Here is an 18,200-nt window from a genome sequence, read left to right on the forward strand (position 1 = left end):
GATAAGGTCGAAGGCATGCTTCGTCTGATCGCCTTCGCGGCTCTCGGTGCTCTGCTCGGCGGCGTCATCGTGATCACCGTCGGTCCGCCCGACGTCGGGTACGCAGTCGCCGGTGTCGCACTCCCCGTCTTCATCATGACCTCGGTGCTCACGCTCGTGGCCCGGTCGGTGGGTAACGCCGTCGGTGCTTCGCCTCAGGCCGTCCAGCAGGCCAAGGACGCTCGTCGGCTCGGGGTCGCCCGCATCGACGCCCTGCGTCAGACCGGCACCCAGATCAACGACCAGCCGCTGTGCGAACTCGACCTGACCGTCCAGCCGCTCCACGGAGCGGCGTTCGCGAGTACGATGCGCACCGTCGTCCCGGTGACCGCCATCCCGATGTTCCAGCCCGGCACGGAGCGTGATGTCGCCATCCTGCTCGACGGCGGGCCGGAGGTAGCCTTCATCGACGCCGGCGAGCTCGCTCCGGCGGAGCGGTCACGCCTCCGTGTGCCGCCACGCGGATCAGTTCCGTTCCTCCCCGTCGAGCCGCACCGGCGCATCGTCGACGGACGGCGACGCGGACCGTTGCTCGGCGTCGGCCGGGCCGGTCGTCCCGGCCGCATCGCCCTGTTCGCGATCGTCGCCATCGCGGCAGCGGCCATCGTGGTCGTGCCGTACCACCAGTCCGTCGCGCAGGCGATCGTGGCCCTCGAGGACGGACGCCTCCGACCCGACCTCCGTCGTCCGGAGGCGCTCGCGGAGGCGCAACGGGCGCTCCAGGAGGCGATCGGTCATGATCGTGTGGTGTCGATCACGGTCGCCGCCGACTTCGTCATCGTCCAGGCGCCACTCACCGTGGGGGACACGATGACCGATCGGTGGGAGTACCGGTATGGCCAGGTCACCAACGACGGCGCGGCGAGCATCCAACCCGAATCGGCGGCCGAGCAGTTCTCCTGGTCGGACGTCGCGCTCGACCGCGTCTGGACGCTGATGCAGGACGGTGCCGAACAGGTCGACCTCCCCGTCGGTGACGCGCTCGCCTACCTGGTCCGCTCGACCGACACCGACGTCGACAGCCCCACCTTCGCCCGCTCGGCCGGACCGCCGCAGATCACGTTCAGTATCGGTGACGACTACGGTTCCACCTCGTTCGTCGCCGATGCGGACGGCTCGGGCCTCACCGCGCGCTGACGTCCGCGGCCGCCGGTGCGCTGCGTTCTGTGGTCAGCCCGGGTCAGGTCGAGGGGTACGGCTTCGTGCTCGGATCGCGGGTGCTGGATTTCGCGTTCGGGAAGGCCTTCATGAGCCGCCCGAGTGTGGCGAGTCGAGCGAAGTCCCCTGTGGATCGGCGTTCCTCGATGGTCTGCTCGAGCTGGATGACACCCCGCTCGATGCGGTCATGGGTCTGGGCGAGGGTCCCGGAGACCTCTGCGAGCACCGGGCGCAGCTTGGCCAAGGTGGTGATCGAGTGGGCGGCATCGACCAGGAGGATGCCGATCAGGGCCCAGGCGACCGCGATCGCGACGTCATGGGGGATCGCGACCAGGAGGCGCACGAGCGGCGGGTGGATGACGTAGATGAGGAGGACCCCGAGCAAGCCGAACAAGAGCGAGTTCTCGAGGCAGATCCGCCCCTGGAGATTGAAGCGTCGCGGACTGTAGTCCCAGAGCTTGATGTGGAACGCCTTGTCGAGGACGAGGTGGGTGACGAACTCGAGCGTGCTGGTGATGGCCACGCTCGCGATGAACACGAGGAACGGATTACTGACGTACGGGTATACGAGCAGGATGAGCGCGATCGCCCCGAACCCGTAGATCGGAACGGTCGGCCCGGTGAGGAATCCGCGGTTCTGCAGGGACCGCTCCCGCACGAGGACGTACAGGACTTCGGCGATCCAACCGAGGAAGGCGTAGACGGCCAGGAACAGGAACAGCATGCTGATCGTGTACATCGCGGGTGCGCCTTTCCGTTCCTGGGGCGACAGCCGTCTGATGACGATGGGCGCACGATGGGTGCGGCGGTGATCGCTGCCGCGTGACGATCACCCTAGTACGATTCGAGACACGTTCGAACAGCTTCGGGAGGCGTGCATGCGTACAGGTCTGAGTGCCACCGAGGTCGCCGAACGTGTCGCGGCAGGGCGCACGAACGCGTTCACCCAGGAGACCAGTCGGAGCGTCTGGAGCATCGTCCGCGCGAACGTGCTCACGCTCTTCAACGGCATCATCCTCGCGTGTTTCCTCGTGCTGCTCGCAATCGGCCGGTGGCAGGACGCGCTCTTCGGATTCAGCGCGATCGCCAACGCCGTGATCGGCAGCGTCCAGGAGTTCCGGGCGAAGCGGTCGCTCGACCGGCTGGCGTTGCTCAACTCGCCGAGTGCCCGCGTCCTCCGCGACGGCGTCGAAGCGGACATCGAGGTCGGCGACGTCGTGATGGACGACCTCATCGTGCTGCGGGCCGGTGACCAGGTGCCCGCCGATGCCCTCGTCGTGGAGACGCACGGCTTGCAGGTCGACGAGTCGATGTTGACCGGCGAGTCCGACGCCGTCGAGAAGTCGGTCGACGACCGCGTCCTGTCGGGCTCGACCTTCGTCGCGGGGGAGGGCTGCGCGGTCGTCGACCGCGTGGGTGCCGACTCTTTCGCGAACTCGCTCTCCACCGAGGCCAAACGCTTCTCCCTCATCGCCTCCGAGCTCCGGTCGTCGATCAACCGGGTCTTGAAATGGGTGACGTGGATCGTCGGGCCGGTCGCCCTCCTGGTCCTGAACGCGCAGATGAACGCGGTCGGGGGCTGGTCCGATGCGACGTCGAGCGGGGCCTGGCGTGACGCGGCCACCGCCACGATCGCGGCCATCGTGGCGATGGTGCCGTTGGGGCTCGTGCTCATGACGAGCATCTCCTTCGCCGCGGGGGCGGTGAAACTCGCCCGCAAACAGGTGCTCGTGCAGGAACTGCCAGCGGTCGAGGCGCTCGCCCGGGTGGATCTCATCTGCCTCGACAAGACCGGCACGCTCACGCAGGGCGACATCGTCTTCGACGCGGTCCACCCGATCCGGGAGCAGGCCGGCTGGGAACGAGTGCTCGCCTGGTACGGCGTGCAGAGCGACGCGAACGCCACGGCTCGGAGTCTCACCGCTCGGTTCACCGATCAGCCGGAGGTGGCGCCGACGGATCGGATCGCGTTCTCGTCCGCTCGCAAGTGGAGCGCCGTCGTGTTCCCCGACGGCATGTGGATCCTGGGTGGCCCCGAGATGGTCTTCCCGGCCACGACGGACGACGCCGGCCGCCGCGAGTTGGCCGCGGAGGCGGAACGGCTCGCGGCGACCGGCCGCCGCACCCTCGTCCTCGCCCACGGAACGCCCACCACCGATGAGACCGTCCCGCATGACGCCGTGCCCGTCGCGCTGTTGACCTTCCGGGAGGACATCCGTCCGGACGCCGCCGAGACCCTCGCCTACTTCGCGGCCCAGGAGGTCGGCGTGCGGATCATCTCGGGCGACAACCCGCAGACGGTCGCGGCGATCGCCCGGGACGTCGGCCTCGATGCGCCGAGTGGCTTCGACGCGCGGAACCTCCCGGACGATGACGACGCGCTCCTCCGGGTGCTCGACGAGCACCTCGTGTTCGGGCGGGTCACACCGGATCAGAAGCGACGGATCGTCGTCGCGCTGCGCAGGGCCGGCCATACGGTCGCGATGACGGGGGACGGGGTGAACGACGCGCTGGCGATCAAAGAGGCCGACATCGGCATCGCGATGAACTCGGGCGCGGCCGCGACGAAGGCCGTCGCGCGCCTCATCCTGCTCGACGGTCGGTTCTCGCACCTGCCGTCGGTCGTCGCGGAAGGACGGCAGGTCATCGCGAACATCGAGCGCGTCTCGATGCTGTTCCTCACCAAGACCGCGTACGCGACGTTCCTGGCGATCGTGTTCGGCATCCTCATGCTCCCCTTCCCGTTCCTCCCACGGCAGCTGTCCATCTCGGACGGACTCACCATCGGACTCCCGGCGTTCTTCCTGGCGCTCCTGCCCAACGCCCAGCGGTACATCCCCGGTTTCCTGCGCCGATCACTGAGCTTCGCCGTGCCCGCCGGCCTGGCGGTGACGCTCGGCATCACGGCCTATGCGCGCCTCGCGGCAGGGCTCGGTGTCCCGGAAGCGGAGGTCCGGACCGGCTCGACGCTCATCCTGACGCTCATCGGCCTGTGGATCCTCGTCGTCCTCTCCCGCCCCGTGACCCGGTTCAAGGGCGCGGTCATCGGCGTGATGATGGTCGCCCTGGTCGTGGTCTACACGGTCCCGATCGCGCGGGACTTCCTGCAGTTCGTCGACCTGACGCTCCCGACCGCGCTCCTCGTCCTCGGCACCTCGCTCGTCTCCATCGCGCTCATCGAGATCGTCCGGTTCGCCCACCGACGCATCGCGAGACGCGATGAGGAACGCATGGTGGCTCAGCGGGCGGCGAAGTAGCTTCGGCCGCCACCGAGCCAGAGTGGGAGGAGCACCGCCGCCGCGACGACCGACTGGACCACCACACCGGTCCAGTCGCCGTCGCCGGCGACGACCAGGTCGGCGACGGCGAGCGCGAGGGCCAGGACCACGACGGCCGAGGCGATCGCCCGCGACAGTGAACTCCCGCGGGCGACCCCGGAAGCGATGGCGATCATGAACAGGCCGAACAGCACCATCCCGGCGCCGGTCAGGGTCACGGCGAGGGTCAGTCCATCGGCCTGCACCTCGGTCGAGTACCGCAGGAAGATCGAGACGACACCGAGGCCGATCTGTGCGATGCCACCGAGGTAGAGCACGGCGACGGCGACGGTCACGGTGGCTGGTCGTCGTCGAGGGGTCTCGATCGTCACGGGGTCAACCGGCCTTTCCGAACAGGCCCTTGCCGAACCTGGTCAGGTAGCGATAGGCGTCCGCGAAGGTCGGGACGTCCTCTGGCATGACCTCGCCGAACTTCGCGAGCAGCAGGCCGAGCAACGACTGCGCGGGCGGGCTCAGCGGCTTGTCCTTGTGCGGGTGGTCGTCGGTGTACTGCTCGGCTTCGAGGTTCGGCGGGATGTACTGCGGATGCGTGTGGGGCCATTCGCTGGGATGCCGGGGGCGGTCGAGGTTGATCGCGTTGAACAGGTTGTTCGCTCCGGCATCCCGTTTGGTCAGGGGCTTCAGGCCGTGCAGTCTGGCGAGCGTGGCGATGACCGCCCCGTGGTGCATCTCGTCGTGGATGATCGTCCCGGCCTTGGTGTAGGCGGAGATCGCGATCGCCGGCACACGGACACCCAGGCGGTCGAACGCGAACCCCATCTCACCCGGGCCGCTGTCGTCCGGTGGCACCGCGATCGGCGGCGGGACGTGGTCGTAGGTCCCGCCGTGTTCGTCGAAGGTGATGAGCAGGAGCGTGTTCAGGGCGTTCGATCCCGTCGTGCTCGAACTGCGCCGGACCGCGTTGTACACGTCGCTCACGAGGGCCTCGCCGGCCCGGACGTCGGAGAGCGCGCTGTCGTACACCGGCTGGCCCTCGATCAGACTGGCGCGAAGGTTCCCGAACGGCGGATGGAAGTCGTTGTGGTTGTAGGTCATGCGCGGCTCGATGAACGAGTAGGCCGGAAGCTTCCCCTCCCTGGCGTCCTCGTAGAACTGCTCCATCGTCGCGAAATGGTCGGTCTTCCAATGCTTCTCGAGCACCGGCGCATGGATCATGCCGGTGTACGAGATGAGCTGGAGCTTGTCGATGTAGATCTTCCACGGGATACCCGCGTCGTCGAGCCGGTTGAAGATCGTCGGTGCCGGAGGGGCGTCAAGCCACTTGTCGTAGTCGCCGTTCAGCCGGTTGGTGACAAAGCCGTGGGAGGTCGACGCGTGGAAGAACGAGCGGTTGCAGAACGTCTGCGACGGGACACCGGCGAACCAATGGTCGTAGACGGCGAACTCCCGGGCGAGGGTCGACAGCACCGGCAGCATGTCTGGGGTGAAGCTCCCCATGACCTTGCCGAGATTGTCCGGCACCTCGTCGGGTCGTCGCTTGAGGCGCAGGAAGTTCACGACGTAATCGTTGACGAAGCCCTGCATGTTCGGCTTGGCACCGGCAGGTGGGGCGTTGAATGGAGCCTCCATCTGGTGCAGGAGGAGGTCGCCGTTCGTCGGGGGGTCGACGACGTTGAAGAGCTGACTGTTGACGTGCGGATACTCCTCGCCCGGGTCCGGGTCGGGTTGACGCATGATCTCGTCGGTGGACCCTTCGTAGGGGTGCGCCGAGATGCGTCCGCCGAGTGGCGAGGGGTTGCTGTACTCGCCGAAGTTGAGGCCCTCGAAAGTCTCTCCCTCCGGGAGGTCGTCCTGGTCGTACAGGTAGCCGAGGAGGTTGTCGAAGGAGCGGTTCTCGCCCATCAGGACGATGAGGTGGTCGAAGCCGGGCTCCGTGCGTGGGTCGAAGGCCACGAAGTCCGGGGTCGCTGCCGCCCGTTCGGCCTCGCTCACCGTCACGCCGATCCCGATGCCGGCGGGCGTGCCGACCGCGGCGCCCGCGGCCGCCAATCCCATGCCTTTGAGGAATGCTCGTCGCGAGCGGTCGATGGGCTGGTCGGCATCGTGGTCGAGTGGTTCGCGCGACGTCTCGTCAGTACCCATGATGCCTCCTCATTCAGGATCGGAAGAAGTCTCCGGCGCGGCCGGTGTACAGCAGGATGATCCCGATCACGGCTGTGGCCGCCGAGATGATCGGACCGGCGATCGGACCGGCGGGGTCGTCCGCCACGAGGACGACGGCCGCGACGATGGACGCCGACAGGGACAGCGTCACGAGGATCCGAGCGATGTTGCTGCCGCTGAACAAGCCGACACTGACGCAGAAGATCACGATGCCGACGCCGATGGCGATCCACGCCGAGAGGTCCGAGACGCCGTCTGCCGACAGGATGCCCCGCAAGACCAGGATGCCGAGCAGGATGTGGAGGGCTGCTGAGATCCAGGTGAGCACGGCGATCAGCGTGACGCCGGCTGGTCGCTTCGCCATCATCATCGCCTCCACATGATCCGGGGGAACCCGGGCGTGGGAACACGATAGCGCGATGCGAGACAGTTCCGAACGGTCTTGACATCCTTCGGCAACCGTTCATCGCCTGGCGGCTGACGACCTCCCGCCGTCGAGGCGAGACATGATCCTCCTTCCTCGGAGAAAATCAAGTCCTTCGGTCTTGTCCTGAACTTCGCTACGTTATTGCCAACAACTGTCGAGCCCCTCGAACGGGGGCCAGATGAAAGAGGTCGATCGCATGTCCAGAGAAGAGCATGCACGTGAGGGAGCCCAGGCGGTCATCCCGGATGACGAGATCCTCGATGTCGCGGTGGTGATGCCCCGCGGGTCGACGCTGTCCGGTGTCCTGGGTGCTGCTGCCGGTGTCGGTCTGGGCGGCAACAATCAGACGGCCTGGGGTGTGGCTGGCGGGATGATCGCGCAGCGGGCCAACAGCGCGTCCCACGGGAGTTATCCGTCAATCGTGCTCGCGGTCTCCGCGACCAGGGTCTACGTCCTCGGTCGGACCTCGACCGGTCTCGTGGGCGGGTGGAAACATCTGCATCCGGTGGCGCACATCGAGCGCAGCGACCTCAAGGTCTCGCGTCGTCACCATGGCACCGTGCGCATCATCGAGCTCCAGGACGCGACCACGGGCAGCAGCCTGGAGTTCGAGGCGCTCAACATCGGAGGCCTCGGGCTCAACGACCTCCTGAAAGAGCTCGGCGACTGACGCCGGCGATCACCACCCGCATGCACCCTCGTCGAAGGAACGCCCCATGTCCACAGCACTGAAGGTCCGGCCCCGCGTCTGGATCGGCTTGGCCATCTACCTCGGGTACATCGCGGTGGTCTTCACCGTCCAGCTGGTCTCCGGCGTCCGGTACGACGAGCTCGGTGCGAGCGGAAGCAACCTCTTCTTCGGGGCCGGTCTCTCGCTGATCATCGCCACGGTGCTCCTCGCCCTCACGACGACGCTGCTCGGGTGGTGGCGCCCGGCACTCTTCGACCGCCATCGGAGCGTGCGATGGCCGATCATCGCGCCGATCCTCATGGTCGTCGCCCTGGTCTTCAACCTCATCTCGACGGACTGGGCCGCGTTCGACGGCGCGTTCCTCGCCGCTGCGCTCGTGATCCTCCTCGTCGGGTTCACCGAGGAGATCACGACCCGGGGCCTGCTGCTCACCGGCTTGCGGAGTCGCCTCAGCGAGGGCTGGGTGTGGTTCCTCACCTCGTTCCTGTTCGGAGCGATGCACCTGCTGAACGCGACAGGCCAGGCGCTCGGAGCCACCATCCAGCAGGTGGTGTTCGCCTTCATCGCCGGGACGGTGTTCTACATCCTCCGCCGGGTGACCGGCACGCTCATCTGGGCGATGGTGCTGCACGGCATGTGGGACTTCTCCACCTTCGCGCTCTCCCACGGCACGCCCGGACCGCTTGCGGGCATCGGTGCCACGATCAACCTCATCGCCGGAGTGTTCGCGCTCATCGCCGTCGCCTTCGTCATCCGCGGGACCGACGAGCGGACTCCGGTGAATGGTGGCGGCCGTCCATAACGGCTCCACAGCCACGCCGGTCGATTCCTCATCGACCTGACCCGCGAACACCTCCATGAAGCGACCGCTCGCTCTCGACGGCGAACGCGCGACCGGTTCCCCGATCCCTCCACAGCGGACGCAGTGGTGCCACTCGATAGAGTTGGTTGGATTGCGCTGGTAGGAGAGATCGATGCAAGACGAAGCGCACGCCCGGGCGATCGAGCTGCTCGGGCAGTTCAACGACCGACTCACGAGAGCCGTCGACGAGGTCTTCGGTACACGCTGGGCCGAGATCGAGGAGATCGTCGCACTCATCGTGATCGCGCGTGACTCCGTCATCACGACGCGTTCGCTGGCCGACATCAGCGGACTCGGTCGCCGCGCGATCTCCCGTCTCATCGCCCGCCTGAAGGAAGCCGGCCTGGTGACGACGCGATCATCGGACCGGGACGGACGGGTTGTCGAGGTCATCCTCACCGGCCACGGGCATGAGCAAGCCGAAGCCTTGCGGGCAGGAGCGCTCACGCTGCTGGGCGAAAGCAGAGAGCTCGCGCGCGAACTCGGCGCGATCCTGCAGACGACGGGCGTCGATGCGCATCCGTCCGCTGTAGACCCACTCGACCTCCTCCTCGACGCCAGCACGGCGGGCGCGAAGCTCGTGACCTACATGCCCGTGGCCGCGACCCAGGGTCGGATGGCCGCCCGCCAACGAGCCGCCCTCGTGTACATCGCCACCCACGATGGGGTGCGTCCGGGCGCGCTGTCCGAGCCCCTGGAGGTGTCCCATGCGGGAGCGGCCTACCTGATCGATCAGCTCTGCGACAAGGGCTTCATCCGTCGTCATCGCAACGAGGTCGCGGATGATCGACGCGCCGTCATCCTTCGAGCGACGCCCGAGGGGCTGAGCGCCGTGGCGGCTGTCGCGCACGGGGTCCGCGAAGAACGGGTGCCTCTCGCCCGCGTCTTCCTACACATCGCCGCATGGCGTCAGCCGGACGTCGTGCTGGAGTGACCGCTCGCCCGTCGCCGAACTGAAGCAGCCCTTCCGCTGCCGCACGATGCGCGTGTTGAACACGGCTCGATCGACCGGCGACCGTCCCAGCAGGATTCGGCTACGGGCATACTGTCGTCATGAACGGTGCGCCGCAGTCATTCCCCCCGCTGGTCGTCGGATCGGCCCCGGTTCGGACTGAGCGGGCGACCCGTCCGGCGTTCGTGTTCACGTTGATCGCCGCGGCGCTGATCCCGATGCTCGGGATGTTCCTCGCGGTGCTGACCACGGCCTCCGGCGGATTCGCCCTCGGCATGCTGGCCGGGTTGTCCTTCAGCGTCGTCTCGTGGTTCATGCTGTTCGCGGTGGTGCAGTTCGCGACGGTCCGCGGCGCGCAGTCGGTGGCTCGTACGGTGCTCACACTCGACGCGAATGGCCTTCGTGGCGTCATCCCGCAGGGTGAGGTCTTCCTCCCATGGGGTGCGATCGAGCGCGTCTCGATCCGCTCCCGCGGCAAGTGGCGGATCCTGACCTTCCACCTCGTGCCTGGTCTCACCGCGCAGTCACCGGGCGTCTGGACGACCCTCCCGCCGCGGTCGTTCTCCATGCTCGGCAAGCTCGGGTTCCAGATCGGCGAGGTCGCGATCGATACCCCGCTCGACACCGTGTCCGCGGCCGCGAGCGCGTTCACCGGCGGTCGCCTGCGTTGAGCTGCAGCCGACGAGGTCTGTCGGATGGTCTGGCACGATCGACGGTATGAACTCCCCGAACGACGCAGCACCGGTCGCGTCGCCCGACCATGACGCTGCGACTGCGATGTGGCAGGCGTACGCCGAGCATCGCGGCGGCGCGGGCGCGGACGACGCCGATTACACGGTCGAGCACTTCGGCGACACAGCCAGGCTGGCCGACGAGCTGCTCGACATCGTCCTGACCGGGCGGAAGCGGGCCACCGCCGAACTCGTCTCGGAGTTCGCGCACCGCGGCGACCCGCTTCCTCGGATCGGGTCGTACTGGATCGCGTGCGACAGCACCGGTGCTCCGCGGATCATCATCCGCAGCACCGCGCTGCGCATCGGACCGTTCGGGAGTGCAGACGCCGCGTTCGCGTTCGCCGAAGGTGAGGACGACCGCACGCTCAAGAGCTGGCAGCGCGAACACCGGCGCTACTGGGAGCGGACCAGTGCTGCCCGTGGCGCGGAGTGGTCGGAGTCCGAGGACATCGTCTTCGAGCACTTCGCCGTGGTGTGGCCGCCGGAGCACGCCGACTGACACATTCCGGTCAGGCCTGTTCCGTAGACTCCCCGCATGCCGATGTCCGACTACGTCGCCTCGATCCGCTCCCACATCGGGACCGGGTTCCTCATGCTCCCCGGGGTCACCGCGGTGATCCGGGAGGGGGACCGGTTCCTCCTCGGTCGCCACCACCACTCCGGCCTCTGGAGTCTGATCGGCGGCGGCGTCGAGCCGGGTGAGGAGCCCGCCGACGCGCTCCTGCGCGAGGTCCTCGAAGAGACCGGCGCCCGGGTCCACATCCGCGGGATCGTCGGGGTGTACGGCGGTGAACCGATGATGGTGCGCTACCCGAACGGCGACCACGTCGGCTACGTCACCACCGCCTACGACTGCGAGCTCCTCAGTGAGGCGACCGCGGACCCCGAGGAGCTGCTCGAACTCGGTTGGTTCGCCCGTGACGAGATCCCGACGCTGCCGCGGCGCGACTGGATCGATCGCGTCATCGACGACGCCCCGGGGCGCGAGCCGGCGGTCGGCGAGATACGAGCCACGTCATGATCCGCGTCGTCCTGTTCGACCTCGACGGCGTGATCCGACACTTCGATCCGGCCCTGGTGGTCGACATCGAGGTCAGGAACGGGCTCGAGCCCGGGGTGCTCGCCGGGATCGCCTTCGCGGCTCCGCTCATCGACGAGGTCACCACCGGCCGGATCACGAGAGCCGAATGGGTCAGCCGGATCGGACACCTCGTCGGTGACCAGGCGGCAGCTGAGGAATGGGGTGCTCAGACGTGGTCGGTCGACGACGCGCTCCTGGAGCTGTCCGACGAGATCCGAACCGCGGGCTTGACGACGGCGGTGCTCACGAACGGCACGGACACGATCGCTGCTGAACTCGCAGCGTCGGGCATCGCCGACCACTTCGACGCGATCTTCAACTCGGCGGACATCGGCTTCGCGAAACCCGACGTCCGAGCGTTCCAGCACGTGCTCGACGTGCTGGGAGTGAGGGGCGCGGAGGTGCTCTTCACCGACGACTCTGCGTCGAAACTCGTCGGAGCAGCGCGGCTGTCGATGTCCACGCGTCGGTTCACGACGGTCGACGACCTTCGGGGTCGCCTGCGCGACGCAGGCGTACCGGTTCGCGGTGCGCAGGCGCCCGAGCGCTCAGGCCGAGGCGAGCTCGCGGGTGGTGAGGACACCGGTCTCGAGCGCTGAGAGCGCCACGACCTTGTAGCCCTCGGCATCGAAGAAGATGGTGACGCGATCCGGCTCGACACCCATCACGGTGCCGGGACCGAACTCCTCGTGGTGCACCGCCTGGTCGACATGCAGCGGCGAACCGGCGACGGCATCTCCTGACCCGGCGCGCTCCTCCTCCTGGTGTGCCTCATGCCGTTCGCAGCCGTCGCAGTTCCCGCACCATTCCGCTGCCTCGACACCGAAGTACTCGAGCAGCACCCGCCGGCGGCAGTGCGACGTCTCGGCGTAGGCGCGCATCATGGCGAGCCGCGATTCAGCGATCCGCTCGCGTGACTCGAGCGTCTGGCGCACAGCGCCGATCGCGCGCTTCGGACCGATCTCGTCGATCGCCTGGACGCCGTCGGCGGTGTCGACGAGGCCGGCGTCCGCGAGGTCGTTGACGAGGCGGGCGACCGTGCGGCGCGGCCGATCGAGCTGCTTGGTCAGATCGCCGACGCTCGAACCCGGAGCAGCGCGGACGGCCCGCCAGACGGCGCGCAGTGCGGATTCCGACACCGAACGCTTGGTGAAGAAACGACGGAGACCGAGATCCTCTGCGCGGTAGTGGAGCGCGGTGGTGGCAGGTTCACCATCCCGTCCGGCCCGTCCTACCTCCTGGTAGTAGGCGTCGAGTGACTCGGTCGTCGTGGCGTGGAGGACGAAGCGCACGTCGGCGCGGTCGATCCCCATCCCGAACGCCGAGGTCGCGACGACGACGTCGAGTTCGCCGGCTCGCCAGCGATCGTGGACGGCGCGACGTTCCGAGGTCTTCAGGCCGGCGTGGTACGCGGCCACCCGTCGTCCTTCGGCCGCGATCTCCTCGGCGTATCGCTCGGTGTCGCGGCGCGTCGCCACATAGACCAGTCCGGGCGCCGTCCAGGCGCGGGCCTCGTCGACGACCGCGGCTCGTTTCTCCGCTTCGCTCTCGTGCCGGTGCACGACGAGGCGGATCTCCGGGCGGTCGACGCCGTGCACCTGGACGTCCGGATCGTGCATGCGCAGGCGTTCGATGATCTCGGCGCGGACGGGGCCGGATGCGGTGGCCGTCATGGCGAGCACCGGCGGATCGCCGAGTTCGCGGCGGACGTCTGCGAGGCGCAGGTAGTCGGGTCGGAAGTCGGTTCCCCATGAGGAGACGCAGTGCGCCTCGTCGACGACCATGAGTGAGACACCGGCCGCGCCGAGCCGGGCGACGGTCTCCTCGTTCGCGAGCTGTTCCGGAGCCAGCAGCACGTAGACGGGCCCGCGCTCGTCGATGCGCTCCCAGGCCTCCGCGATCGCATGCGGCCCGAGCGAGCCGTTGAGTGCGACGGCCGGAGGGGCGGCAGGCGCCGCCTCGATCGAGGCGATTTGATCGGCCTGCAGCGCGACCAGCGGCGAGATCACCAGGGTCACACCACCGCGCTGAGCACCGGCGACCTGGTAGACCGCCGACTTCCCGCCGCCCGTGGCGAGGACGAGGAGCGTATCGCGCCCCGCGACGGCCGACTGGATCGCCTCCCGCTGTCCTGGCAGGAACGTCTCCCATCCGAAGTCATCGCGAGCGATGCGGTCGACGGAACCGGAGGACGTACGAGAGGAACCCATGTCCGTGACGGTACCTCCGCCCACCGACCTCCCGAGCCCGCTTGACGAGTGCGACGGGCTCTGCAACACCACGGCTGCACACGATGTCGGTGACCGGTGTCGGTGGCGCGCTCTAGCGTGTGATCCGGTCGACGTCGCATCCCCAGCTGACAGTCCTCGGGCCTCACCGGTGAGGCTTGAGCGAGACATCTTCGCGACGTCGGCCCGCCTTCGCTCGCGCTTGCGCAAAACCTGCTGACGCGACCGCGATCAGGACGAGGACCGTGAGCGTCGGCATCGCGGCCTCGACGCCTCCCTGTGCGACGAGCCAACCGGTGAGCGCGGCGCTCGCCGCGATTCCCGCGGCGGAGGCCGAGTTGATCCAGGTGAAGCCCTGCGTCAGTTCCCGTGGGACGACCGTCGCCTGCACGATCTGCGAGGAGGACGCGAGCAGTGGCGCGATCGCGGTCCCGCCGACGAGGAGCATGATCGCCAGCCCGAGCAGGGTCGGCCAGACGGTGCCGACGAGGACGGCGAGCGTGAGGACGACGGACGCGATCAGTTGCACGGTCTGCGGCCGCGGGGTCGATCGCATCGCCCCGTACAGCGCGCCGGCGACGATGCTCGCGGCGCTGGAGAGCGCGAGGACGAGTCCGATGAACGGTTGCCGTCCCTCCGTGGTCGCCGCCGCCGTGACGAGGAGTGGCACCGCACCGAAGAAGCACCCCAGCCCGAGGTTCACCCCGAGCGCTGCGAGGAACGGCGGGGCGAGGAGGGTGGATCGGTGGGTGTCCGCCCCACGCTCCGGTCGACGTCGCGGTAGCGGTGCGGTGGAGCGTTGGAGGGAGAGTGTGACACAGCCGGCGGCCACGAGGATCCCCGCAGCTGCGGATCCCGCACACGGCGCGAGCAAGGAACTCATGAGCGTCACGAGGATCGGTCCCGACAGGAACACGACGTCGTTCACGTTCGCCTCGAGGGAGAAGGCGGTCCGGAGCGCCTCGGGCTCCGGGAGGAGCCGTGACCAGCGTGCCGCCGATAGGGCGCCGGGCTGCGGGATCGCGGCGCCCGCGATGACGACGGTCGCCAGGGTGATGCCGATCGGCGCATGTCCTGCGGTGGTGATCGCGACGACGACTGCACTGACGTGCACGAGCACGGCCACCGGTACGGTCTCCGTCTGGCCCCACCGGTCGACGAGTCGTGCGATCTGCGGACCGACCACCGCCTCGGCGAGGGCGAACGCCCCCGTCCCCGCACCTGCGACCGCGAACGACCCCGTCGCGTGCTGGATCGAGAAGAGCAGCCCGAGTCCGGTCATGGCGACGCCGGGCCGGGCGAGGGCCGCAGCGAGGAAGAACTGCGGCGCCCCGGGCCGGCCGAGGACACCGCGATACCGGCTGGCGGCTGCGCGGAAGGGGCCGAGGATGGAGGGCGGGAATGAGCGAGCAGTCGTCATGGACGATGCCTCCGAGGCGGAGCGGGGGATCGATCGGCAGACAAGTCGGCCTGGGCTTCGACGATCACCACGACACCGCGGTACGTCGCCATGATGCCCGCCAGGACTGCTGGCACGCAAGCTCGTCCTGGCGCTGGTACCTTACGGATGGCGCCGACACCACCGGGGTGTGACTCCGGGTGCGACGGCGGGTGACGAGGTATCGATGCGAACAGTCGGCGTGCTGGACAGTGACGACCGCGCCCGCGCGTCTGCCGTGTCGTGGCTCGACGCCCACGCACCTGATCTGCAGGTGACGATCGCGGCGTCGTCCTGGGGGGAGATGCTCACGAACGAGCGCTTCCCACCGAGCGCGGTCGTGTTGTGCCCGCGAGCTGGGGACCGCGTCGACATCGCGTACAAGGCGCGTGTCTGTCGCATCCTCGACATCGACGTGGTCGTACTCTCCGATGCTCCGCAGCAGGAGATCCGGTCCGGGCACCGGAGCGTCGGCGCCACGTTCGTCTCGACCGTCGAAGCGGCGGCGGGAGTGCTCCGCGCAGGAAGCTGACCCGCGCCCGCGCCCGCGCCCGCAGCCGGGCTCAGCCCGTGGTGTCGGCGAGGAGCGAGGACACGGAGGCCGCGATGCGGTCGGCACCCTCGTGGTCCTCGGCGGTGATCGTGACCACGGCATCGCCGGCGAAGATGACGAGCTGCCCGTAGGCGCCGTGGAGTCGCCAGGCCGCGCCCGGACCATCCCATCCGGCGAGCGCATACCGCTCGTAGCCGATGCCGGTTCCGGAGGGCACCCAGTCGGTGTGCATGGCGTCGATCCACTCCGGTGACAGGAGTTGTTCGCCTGCCCACCGGCCGCGGTCGCGGATGAGGTGGCCGATGCGCGCGAGTTCCGTGGTGCGGAGCTGCAGCCCGCCGCCGGATGCGATGAATCCGCGGGGGCACCGCTCCCAGGGCGCGTCGTGGATGCCGAGTGGAGCGAGGAGTCGCTGCTCGAGGTAGTCGCCGACGTCGCCGACCCGGGTCTCGAGCGCGCGCATCGCCGTGTAGGTGCTGGCGTTCGAGTACTGGAAGACGCGACCGCGGGACGGCCTGCTCAGGAACTCGAGGGCCAGGTCCGGCCAGTCGGACAGCAGGGTCGGCGACCAGGGGAGGTCGACGCCGCTCGTCATGTTCAGGAGGTGCCGGAGGGTGACGTCGGCGGTGCCCTCACCGAAGTCGGCTTCCGGGAACACGGTGCCCAGCGTGGTGTCCATCGTGATGAGTCCGTCGTCGATGGCGAGGCCGGCGGCGAGCACGCAGACGCCCTTCGCTGCGGAGTGGATGTCCTCACGGACGTCCTCGGTCCAGCGATGCTCGGCTTCGTCGTCACCGGCGAGCACGTGCAGGCCGTGCGCGCCGAAGCCCTGCACGGCGACCTGCTGGACGATGCGGTCGCGGAGGAGGGCTGCTCGGGTTGTTTCGGCTCGGATCGGGTCGGGTCGGGTCACCGGTCCAGTCTGCCCGACGGGCGTCCTCGGCACCTACGCTGGAGACCTTGGTCCATTCGGGGAGGGATCGCATCATGCGTCGGACAATGCTCGGCCTCATCGGCATCGTCCTCGCCTGCGCGCTCGCAGGCTGTGGATCGTTGCAGATCAGGCCGGACTACGACAGCACGAAGTCGGAGGCGCTCTCGCTCCGTGCCGAGTTCGAGGCGACGCTGCCTGCCGACAGCGCGTCGACGGGGGTCGAGGACGACGTCGACATCCAGTGCACCGGTGGCGCCGCGCAGTTCAACGGGATCCTGACGGTCAGCGTCGTAGCGGACTTCGACCGTGCCGCCTGGTTGGACGATGCGGCCGCGATGTACGCCGGACGCGCGGGATGGAAGGTGGAGAAGAAGGTCGCCGCGGATGGATCGTCAGATGCCACCCGGGCCGTGGCGTTCACATCTGACGATGGGTTCTACCTGCGTCTCGGGGAGTTCGCCGACGCGCCCGAAGTGGGGCCGGTAATCGTGCTGTCCGCCTCGGGGCCCTGCAGCGTCCGCTGATCACGGCGACGGAACGTCTGCGACGTCGCGTCCAGGCTCCGCGAGCTCGGCTGACGGATTCGGTCGCGGCGCGGCCCACCCGCCCGTCGCCCAATGGAGCGCCGGTAGGAGGACCCACGTGAGGGACGCGACGAGGACGGTCGCATTGGCGACGACCGTGGCCAGGCGGGGCCAGTCGCTGGTGAGCGGGTCGAGGCCGATGTTCAACGCGACGCTCATCGGTAGGACCCCAGCGAGGGTGACGACGGCCTGCCGCCAGGATCCGCGACGGAAACGGTGCCGATTCACGCGAAGAACCCGTCGCGCCAGCTCGGGTACCGCAACGTGAGACCTGCCGCTCTGGCGGCCGCGTTCGACACCGGTCGGCCGATGTCGCCTGAGATCGATGACGTCGGCGGCGGCGCGCCGACTGCAGCGGCGAACCGCGGCACCCACTCGTGGCCGCTGGCGGGCTCGTCGTCGACGATGTTCCACGTCCCGCGACCCCATCCGAGCGCGAGCAGGAGTGCCGCGGCGGCGTCGGAGGTGTGCACGAACGAGGTGACGGTCTCCGTGGCTGGGAGCCCGCCCGCGCGGGCGGCGTCACCGAAGCGTCCGGCGGTCGAATACCAGGTTCCGGGCCCGTAGAGCTGGCCGAACCGGAGGACCCCGCCGTCATCGAGCTCCTGCACGGCGCCCTCGAGTGCACGCACCGCGGAGATCGTCGTCTGCCGGGGCTCCGGTGCGTCCAGATCGAGCGGATCGGACTCCGTCGCGGGCTCACGACCGGGGGAGTGGACCCAGGAGATGCTCTCCGCGACCATCCGCGACGTTCCGGCCTCGTGGGCCGCGTCGACGAGGTGGCGGGTGCCCGCGGTGCGCAATCGTGCATTGCTCCCTGAGTCTCCCGCGGTCAGATCGGTCAGGAGGTGCACGATCGCGTCCGGCCGGGTCTCGACCACCGCCCGCACCGTCGCGGTCCGGTCGAGGACGTCCAGCAGGAACGGTGTCGCCCCGGTGTCGGCGACGCGCGCGAACTTCGAGAGCGACCGGGTCGTCGCGATCGCCTCGTGACCTGCTGTCCTGAGCAGTGGGATGAGCGCGCGCCCGAGCACGCCCGAACCGCCCGCGATGAACACCCGCATGAGCACGTCCTTCC

20 protein-coding genes are annotated in these 18,200 nt (G+C 68.7%); 11 read left to right on the forward strand and 9 right to left on the reverse strand.

Annotation, left to right across the window (positions count from 1 at the left end; translation table 11 throughout):
- Window positions 1–15: 15 nt before the first annotated feature.
- Complete coding sequence (locus tag ITJ66_RS03370; RefSeq protein ID WP_194643435.1) at window positions 16–1,176, forward strand: hypothetical protein; 1,161 nt, start codon at window positions 16–18, stop codon at window positions 1,174–1,176.
- Between the two features lie 43 nt (window positions 1,177–1,219).
- Here the strand turns inward: ITJ66_RS03370 and ITJ66_RS03375 are convergent, their stop codons facing one another.
- Window positions 1,220–1,936, reverse strand: coding sequence for a putative ABC transporter permease (locus ITJ66_RS03375; protein WP_194643437.1), 717 nt, complete (start codon window positions 1,934–1,936; stop codon window positions 1,220–1,222).
- A gap of 139 nt (window positions 1,937–2,075) precedes the next feature.
- Between ITJ66_RS03375 and ITJ66_RS03380 the strand changes: the two genes are divergently transcribed.
- Window positions 2,076–4,454, forward strand: a complete 2,379-nt coding sequence (locus tag ITJ66_RS03380; protein ID WP_194643439.1) for an HAD-IC family P-type ATPase — start codon at window positions 2,076–2,078, stop codon at window positions 4,452–4,454.
- Here ITJ66_RS03380 and ITJ66_RS03385 read toward each other — a convergent pair.
- Genes ITJ66_RS03385 through ITJ66_RS03395 form a run of 3 tightly spaced genes read right to left on the reverse strand, consistent with a single transcriptional unit; the run spans window position 4,436 to window position 7,002 of the window.
- Window positions 4,436–4,846 (reverse strand): hypothetical protein, encoded by a 411-nt coding sequence (locus ITJ66_RS03385; RefSeq protein WP_370582561.1) that lies wholly within the window; start codon window positions 4,844–4,846, stop codon window positions 4,436–4,438. The two genes, ITJ66_RS03380 and ITJ66_RS03385, sit on opposite strands and share 19 nt — an antisense overlap.
- A gap of 4 nt (window positions 4,847–4,850) precedes the next feature.
- A complete protein-coding gene (locus ITJ66_RS03390) occupies window positions 4,851–6,617 on the reverse strand; it encodes an alkaline phosphatase family protein (protein WP_086472851.1) in 1,767 nt (588 codons plus the stop codon).
- Between the two features lie 13 nt (window positions 6,618–6,630).
- Window positions 6,631–7,002 (reverse strand): hypothetical protein, encoded by a 372-nt coding sequence (locus ITJ66_RS03395; protein ID WP_194643441.1) that lies wholly within the window; start codon window positions 7,000–7,002, stop codon window positions 6,631–6,633.
- 259 nt (window positions 7,003–7,261) lie between these two features.
- Between ITJ66_RS03395 and ITJ66_RS03400 the strand changes: the two genes are divergently transcribed.
- From ITJ66_RS03400 to ITJ66_RS03430, 7 genes are all read left to right on the forward strand, one after another.
- A complete protein-coding gene (locus ITJ66_RS03400; RefSeq protein ID WP_194643443.1) occupies window positions 7,262–7,735 on the forward strand; it encodes a hypothetical protein in 474 nt (157 codons plus the stop codon).
- Window positions 7,736–7,781: 46 nt separating this feature from the next.
- On the forward strand, window positions 7,782–8,558 hold the full coding sequence (locus tag ITJ66_RS03405) for a CPBP family intramembrane glutamic endopeptidase (protein ID WP_228501457.1): 777 nt from the start codon (window positions 7,782–7,784) through the stop codon (window positions 8,556–8,558).
- A 172-nt stretch (window positions 8,559–8,730) separates the two neighbouring features.
- On the forward strand, window positions 8,731–9,552 hold the full coding sequence (locus ITJ66_RS03410) for a MarR family winged helix-turn-helix transcriptional regulator (protein ID WP_194643445.1): 822 nt from the start codon (window positions 8,731–8,733) through the stop codon (window positions 9,550–9,552).
- Window positions 9,553–9,671: 119 nt separating this feature from the next.
- Window positions 9,672–10,241 carry a hypothetical protein gene (locus ITJ66_RS03415; protein WP_228501459.1) on the forward strand — a complete coding sequence of 190 codons (570 nt, stop codon included), beginning with the start codon at window positions 9,672–9,674 and terminating at the stop codon, window positions 10,239–10,241.
- Between the two features lie 46 nt (window positions 10,242–10,287).
- Entirely contained in the window at window positions 10,288–10,803 is a 516-nt protein-coding gene (locus ITJ66_RS03420) for an ASCH domain-containing protein (protein WP_194643449.1), read from the forward strand.
- A gap of 36 nt (window positions 10,804–10,839) precedes the next feature.
- Complete coding sequence (locus ITJ66_RS03425; protein WP_228501460.1) at window positions 10,840–11,325, forward strand: NUDIX domain-containing protein; 486 nt, start codon at window positions 10,840–10,842, stop codon at window positions 11,323–11,325.
- Window positions 11,322–11,984: an HAD-IA family hydrolase gene (locus ITJ66_RS03430; RefSeq protein WP_194643452.1), complete on the forward strand. Its 663-nt coding sequence runs from the start codon at window positions 11,322–11,324 to the stop codon at window positions 11,982–11,984. The genes ITJ66_RS03425 and ITJ66_RS03430 overlap by 4 nt, the downstream gene beginning before the upstream one ends.
- On the opposite strand, the gene ITJ66_RS03435 is transcribed toward ITJ66_RS03430, so the two are convergent.
- On the reverse strand, window positions 11,934–13,595 hold the full coding sequence (locus ITJ66_RS03435; RefSeq protein WP_194643454.1) for a RecQ family ATP-dependent DNA helicase: 1,662 nt from the start codon (window positions 13,593–13,595) through the stop codon (window positions 11,934–11,936). The two genes, ITJ66_RS03430 and ITJ66_RS03435, sit on opposite strands and share 51 nt — an antisense overlap.
- A gap of 163 nt (window positions 13,596–13,758) precedes the next feature.
- Entirely contained in the window at window positions 13,759–15,033 is a 1,275-nt protein-coding gene (locus tag ITJ66_RS03440; RefSeq protein ID WP_194643456.1) for an MFS transporter, read from the reverse strand.
- Window positions 15,034–15,238: 205 nt separating this feature from the next.
- Here ITJ66_RS03440 and ITJ66_RS03445 point away from each other — a divergent pair, with 205 nt between their 5' ends.
- A complete protein-coding gene (locus ITJ66_RS03445; protein WP_194643458.1) occupies window positions 15,239–15,583 on the forward strand; it encodes a hypothetical protein in 345 nt (114 codons plus the stop codon).
- Window positions 15,584–15,614: 31 nt separating this feature from the next.
- On the opposite strand, the gene ITJ66_RS03450 is transcribed toward ITJ66_RS03445, so the two are convergent.
- Complete coding sequence (locus ITJ66_RS03450) at window positions 15,615–16,517, reverse strand: serine hydrolase domain-containing protein (protein WP_370582562.1); 903 nt, start codon at window positions 16,515–16,517, stop codon at window positions 15,615–15,617.
- A gap of 74 nt (window positions 16,518–16,591) precedes the next feature.
- On the opposite strand from ITJ66_RS03450, the gene ITJ66_RS03455 reads away from it, so the two are divergent.
- Window positions 16,592–17,062, forward strand: a complete 471-nt coding sequence (locus ITJ66_RS03455) for a hypothetical protein (RefSeq protein ID WP_192019417.1) — start codon at window positions 16,592–16,594, stop codon at window positions 17,060–17,062.
- Here the strand turns inward: ITJ66_RS03455 and ITJ66_RS03460 are convergent, their stop codons facing one another.
- Both ITJ66_RS03460 and ITJ66_RS03465 read right to left on the reverse strand, forming a co-directional pair.
- Entirely contained in the window at window positions 17,063–17,281 is a 219-nt protein-coding gene (locus ITJ66_RS03460; RefSeq protein ID WP_194643460.1) for a hypothetical protein, read from the reverse strand. It abuts the gene before it with no gap.
- Window positions 17,282–17,346: 65 nt separating this feature from the next.
- On the reverse strand, window positions 17,347–18,186 hold the full coding sequence (locus tag ITJ66_RS03465) for an NAD(P)-dependent oxidoreductase (RefSeq protein ID WP_194643462.1): 840 nt from the start codon (window positions 18,184–18,186) through the stop codon (window positions 17,347–17,349).
- Window positions 18,187–18,200: the final 14 nt, after the last annotated feature.

It is taken from the genome of Plantibacter sp. VKM Ac-2885 (assembly GCF_015351205.1).
GTDB classification, from domain to species: Bacteria; Actinomycetota; Actinomycetes; order Actinomycetales; family Microbacteriaceae; genus Plantibacter; species Plantibacter auratus.

What these genes read in the sequence shown, in the direction of transcription:
- ITJ66_RS03370 (WP_194643435.1), top strand. Translation starts at nt 16, where the DNA reads ATGCTTCGTCTGATCGCCTTCGCGGCTCTCGGTGCTCTGCTCGGCGGC.
- ITJ66_RS03375 (WP_194643437.1), bottom strand. Translation starts at nt 1,936, where the DNA reads ATGTACACGATCAGCATGCTGTTCCTGTTCCTGGCCGTCTACGCCTTC.
- ITJ66_RS03380 (WP_194643439.1), top strand. Translation starts at nt 2,076, where the DNA reads ATGCGTACAGGTCTGAGTGCCACCGAGGTCGCCGAACGTGTCGCGGCA.
- ITJ66_RS03390 (WP_086472851.1), bottom strand. Translation starts at nt 6,617, where the DNA reads ATGGGTACTGACGAGACGTCGCGCGAACCACTCGACCACGATGCCGAC.
- ITJ66_RS03395 (WP_194643441.1), bottom strand. Translation starts at nt 7,002, where the DNA reads ATGGCGAAGCGACCAGCCGGCGTCACGCTGATCGCCGTGCTCACCTGG.
- ITJ66_RS03400 (WP_194643443.1), top strand. Translation starts at nt 7,262, where the DNA reads ATGTCCAGAGAAGAGCATGCACGTGAGGGAGCCCAGGCGGTCATCCCG.
- ITJ66_RS03405 (WP_228501457.1), top strand. Translation starts at nt 7,782, where the DNA reads ATGTCCACAGCACTGAAGGTCCGGCCCCGCGTCTGGATCGGCTTGGCC.
- ITJ66_RS03410 (WP_194643445.1), top strand. Translation starts at nt 8,731, where the DNA reads ATGCAAGACGAAGCGCACGCCCGGGCGATCGAGCTGCTCGGGCAGTTC.
- ITJ66_RS03415 (WP_228501459.1), top strand. Translation starts at nt 9,672, where the DNA reads ATGAACGGTGCGCCGCAGTCATTCCCCCCGCTGGTCGTCGGATCGGCC.
- ITJ66_RS03420 (WP_194643449.1), top strand. Translation starts at nt 10,288, where the DNA reads ATGAACTCCCCGAACGACGCAGCACCGGTCGCGTCGCCCGACCATGAC.
- ITJ66_RS03425 (WP_228501460.1), top strand. Translation starts at nt 10,840, where the DNA reads ATGCCGATGTCCGACTACGTCGCCTCGATCCGCTCCCACATCGGGACC.
- ITJ66_RS03430 (WP_194643452.1), top strand. Translation starts at nt 11,322, where the DNA reads ATGATCCGCGTCGTCCTGTTCGACCTCGACGGCGTGATCCGACACTTC.
- ITJ66_RS03435 (WP_194643454.1), bottom strand. Translation starts at nt 13,595, where the DNA reads ATGGGTTCCTCTCGTACGTCCTCCGGTTCCGTCGACCGCATCGCTCGC.
- ITJ66_RS03440 (WP_194643456.1), bottom strand. Translation starts at nt 15,033, where the DNA reads ATGACGACTGCTCGCTCATTCCCGCCCTCCATCCTCGGCCCCTTCCGC.
- ITJ66_RS03445 (WP_194643458.1), top strand. Translation starts at nt 15,239, where the DNA reads ATGCGAACAGTCGGCGTGCTGGACAGTGACGACCGCGCCCGCGCGTCT.
- ITJ66_RS03455 (WP_192019417.1), top strand. Translation starts at nt 16,592, where the DNA reads ATGCGTCGGACAATGCTCGGCCTCATCGGCATCGTCCTCGCCTGCGCG.
- ITJ66_RS03460 (WP_194643460.1), bottom strand. Translation starts at nt 17,281, where the DNA reads ATGAGCGTCGCGTTGAACATCGGCCTCGACCCGCTCACCAGCGACTGG.
- ITJ66_RS03465 (WP_194643462.1), bottom strand. Translation starts at nt 18,186, where the DNA reads ATGCGGGTGTTCATCGCGGGCGGTTCGGGCGTGCTCGGGCGCGCGCTC.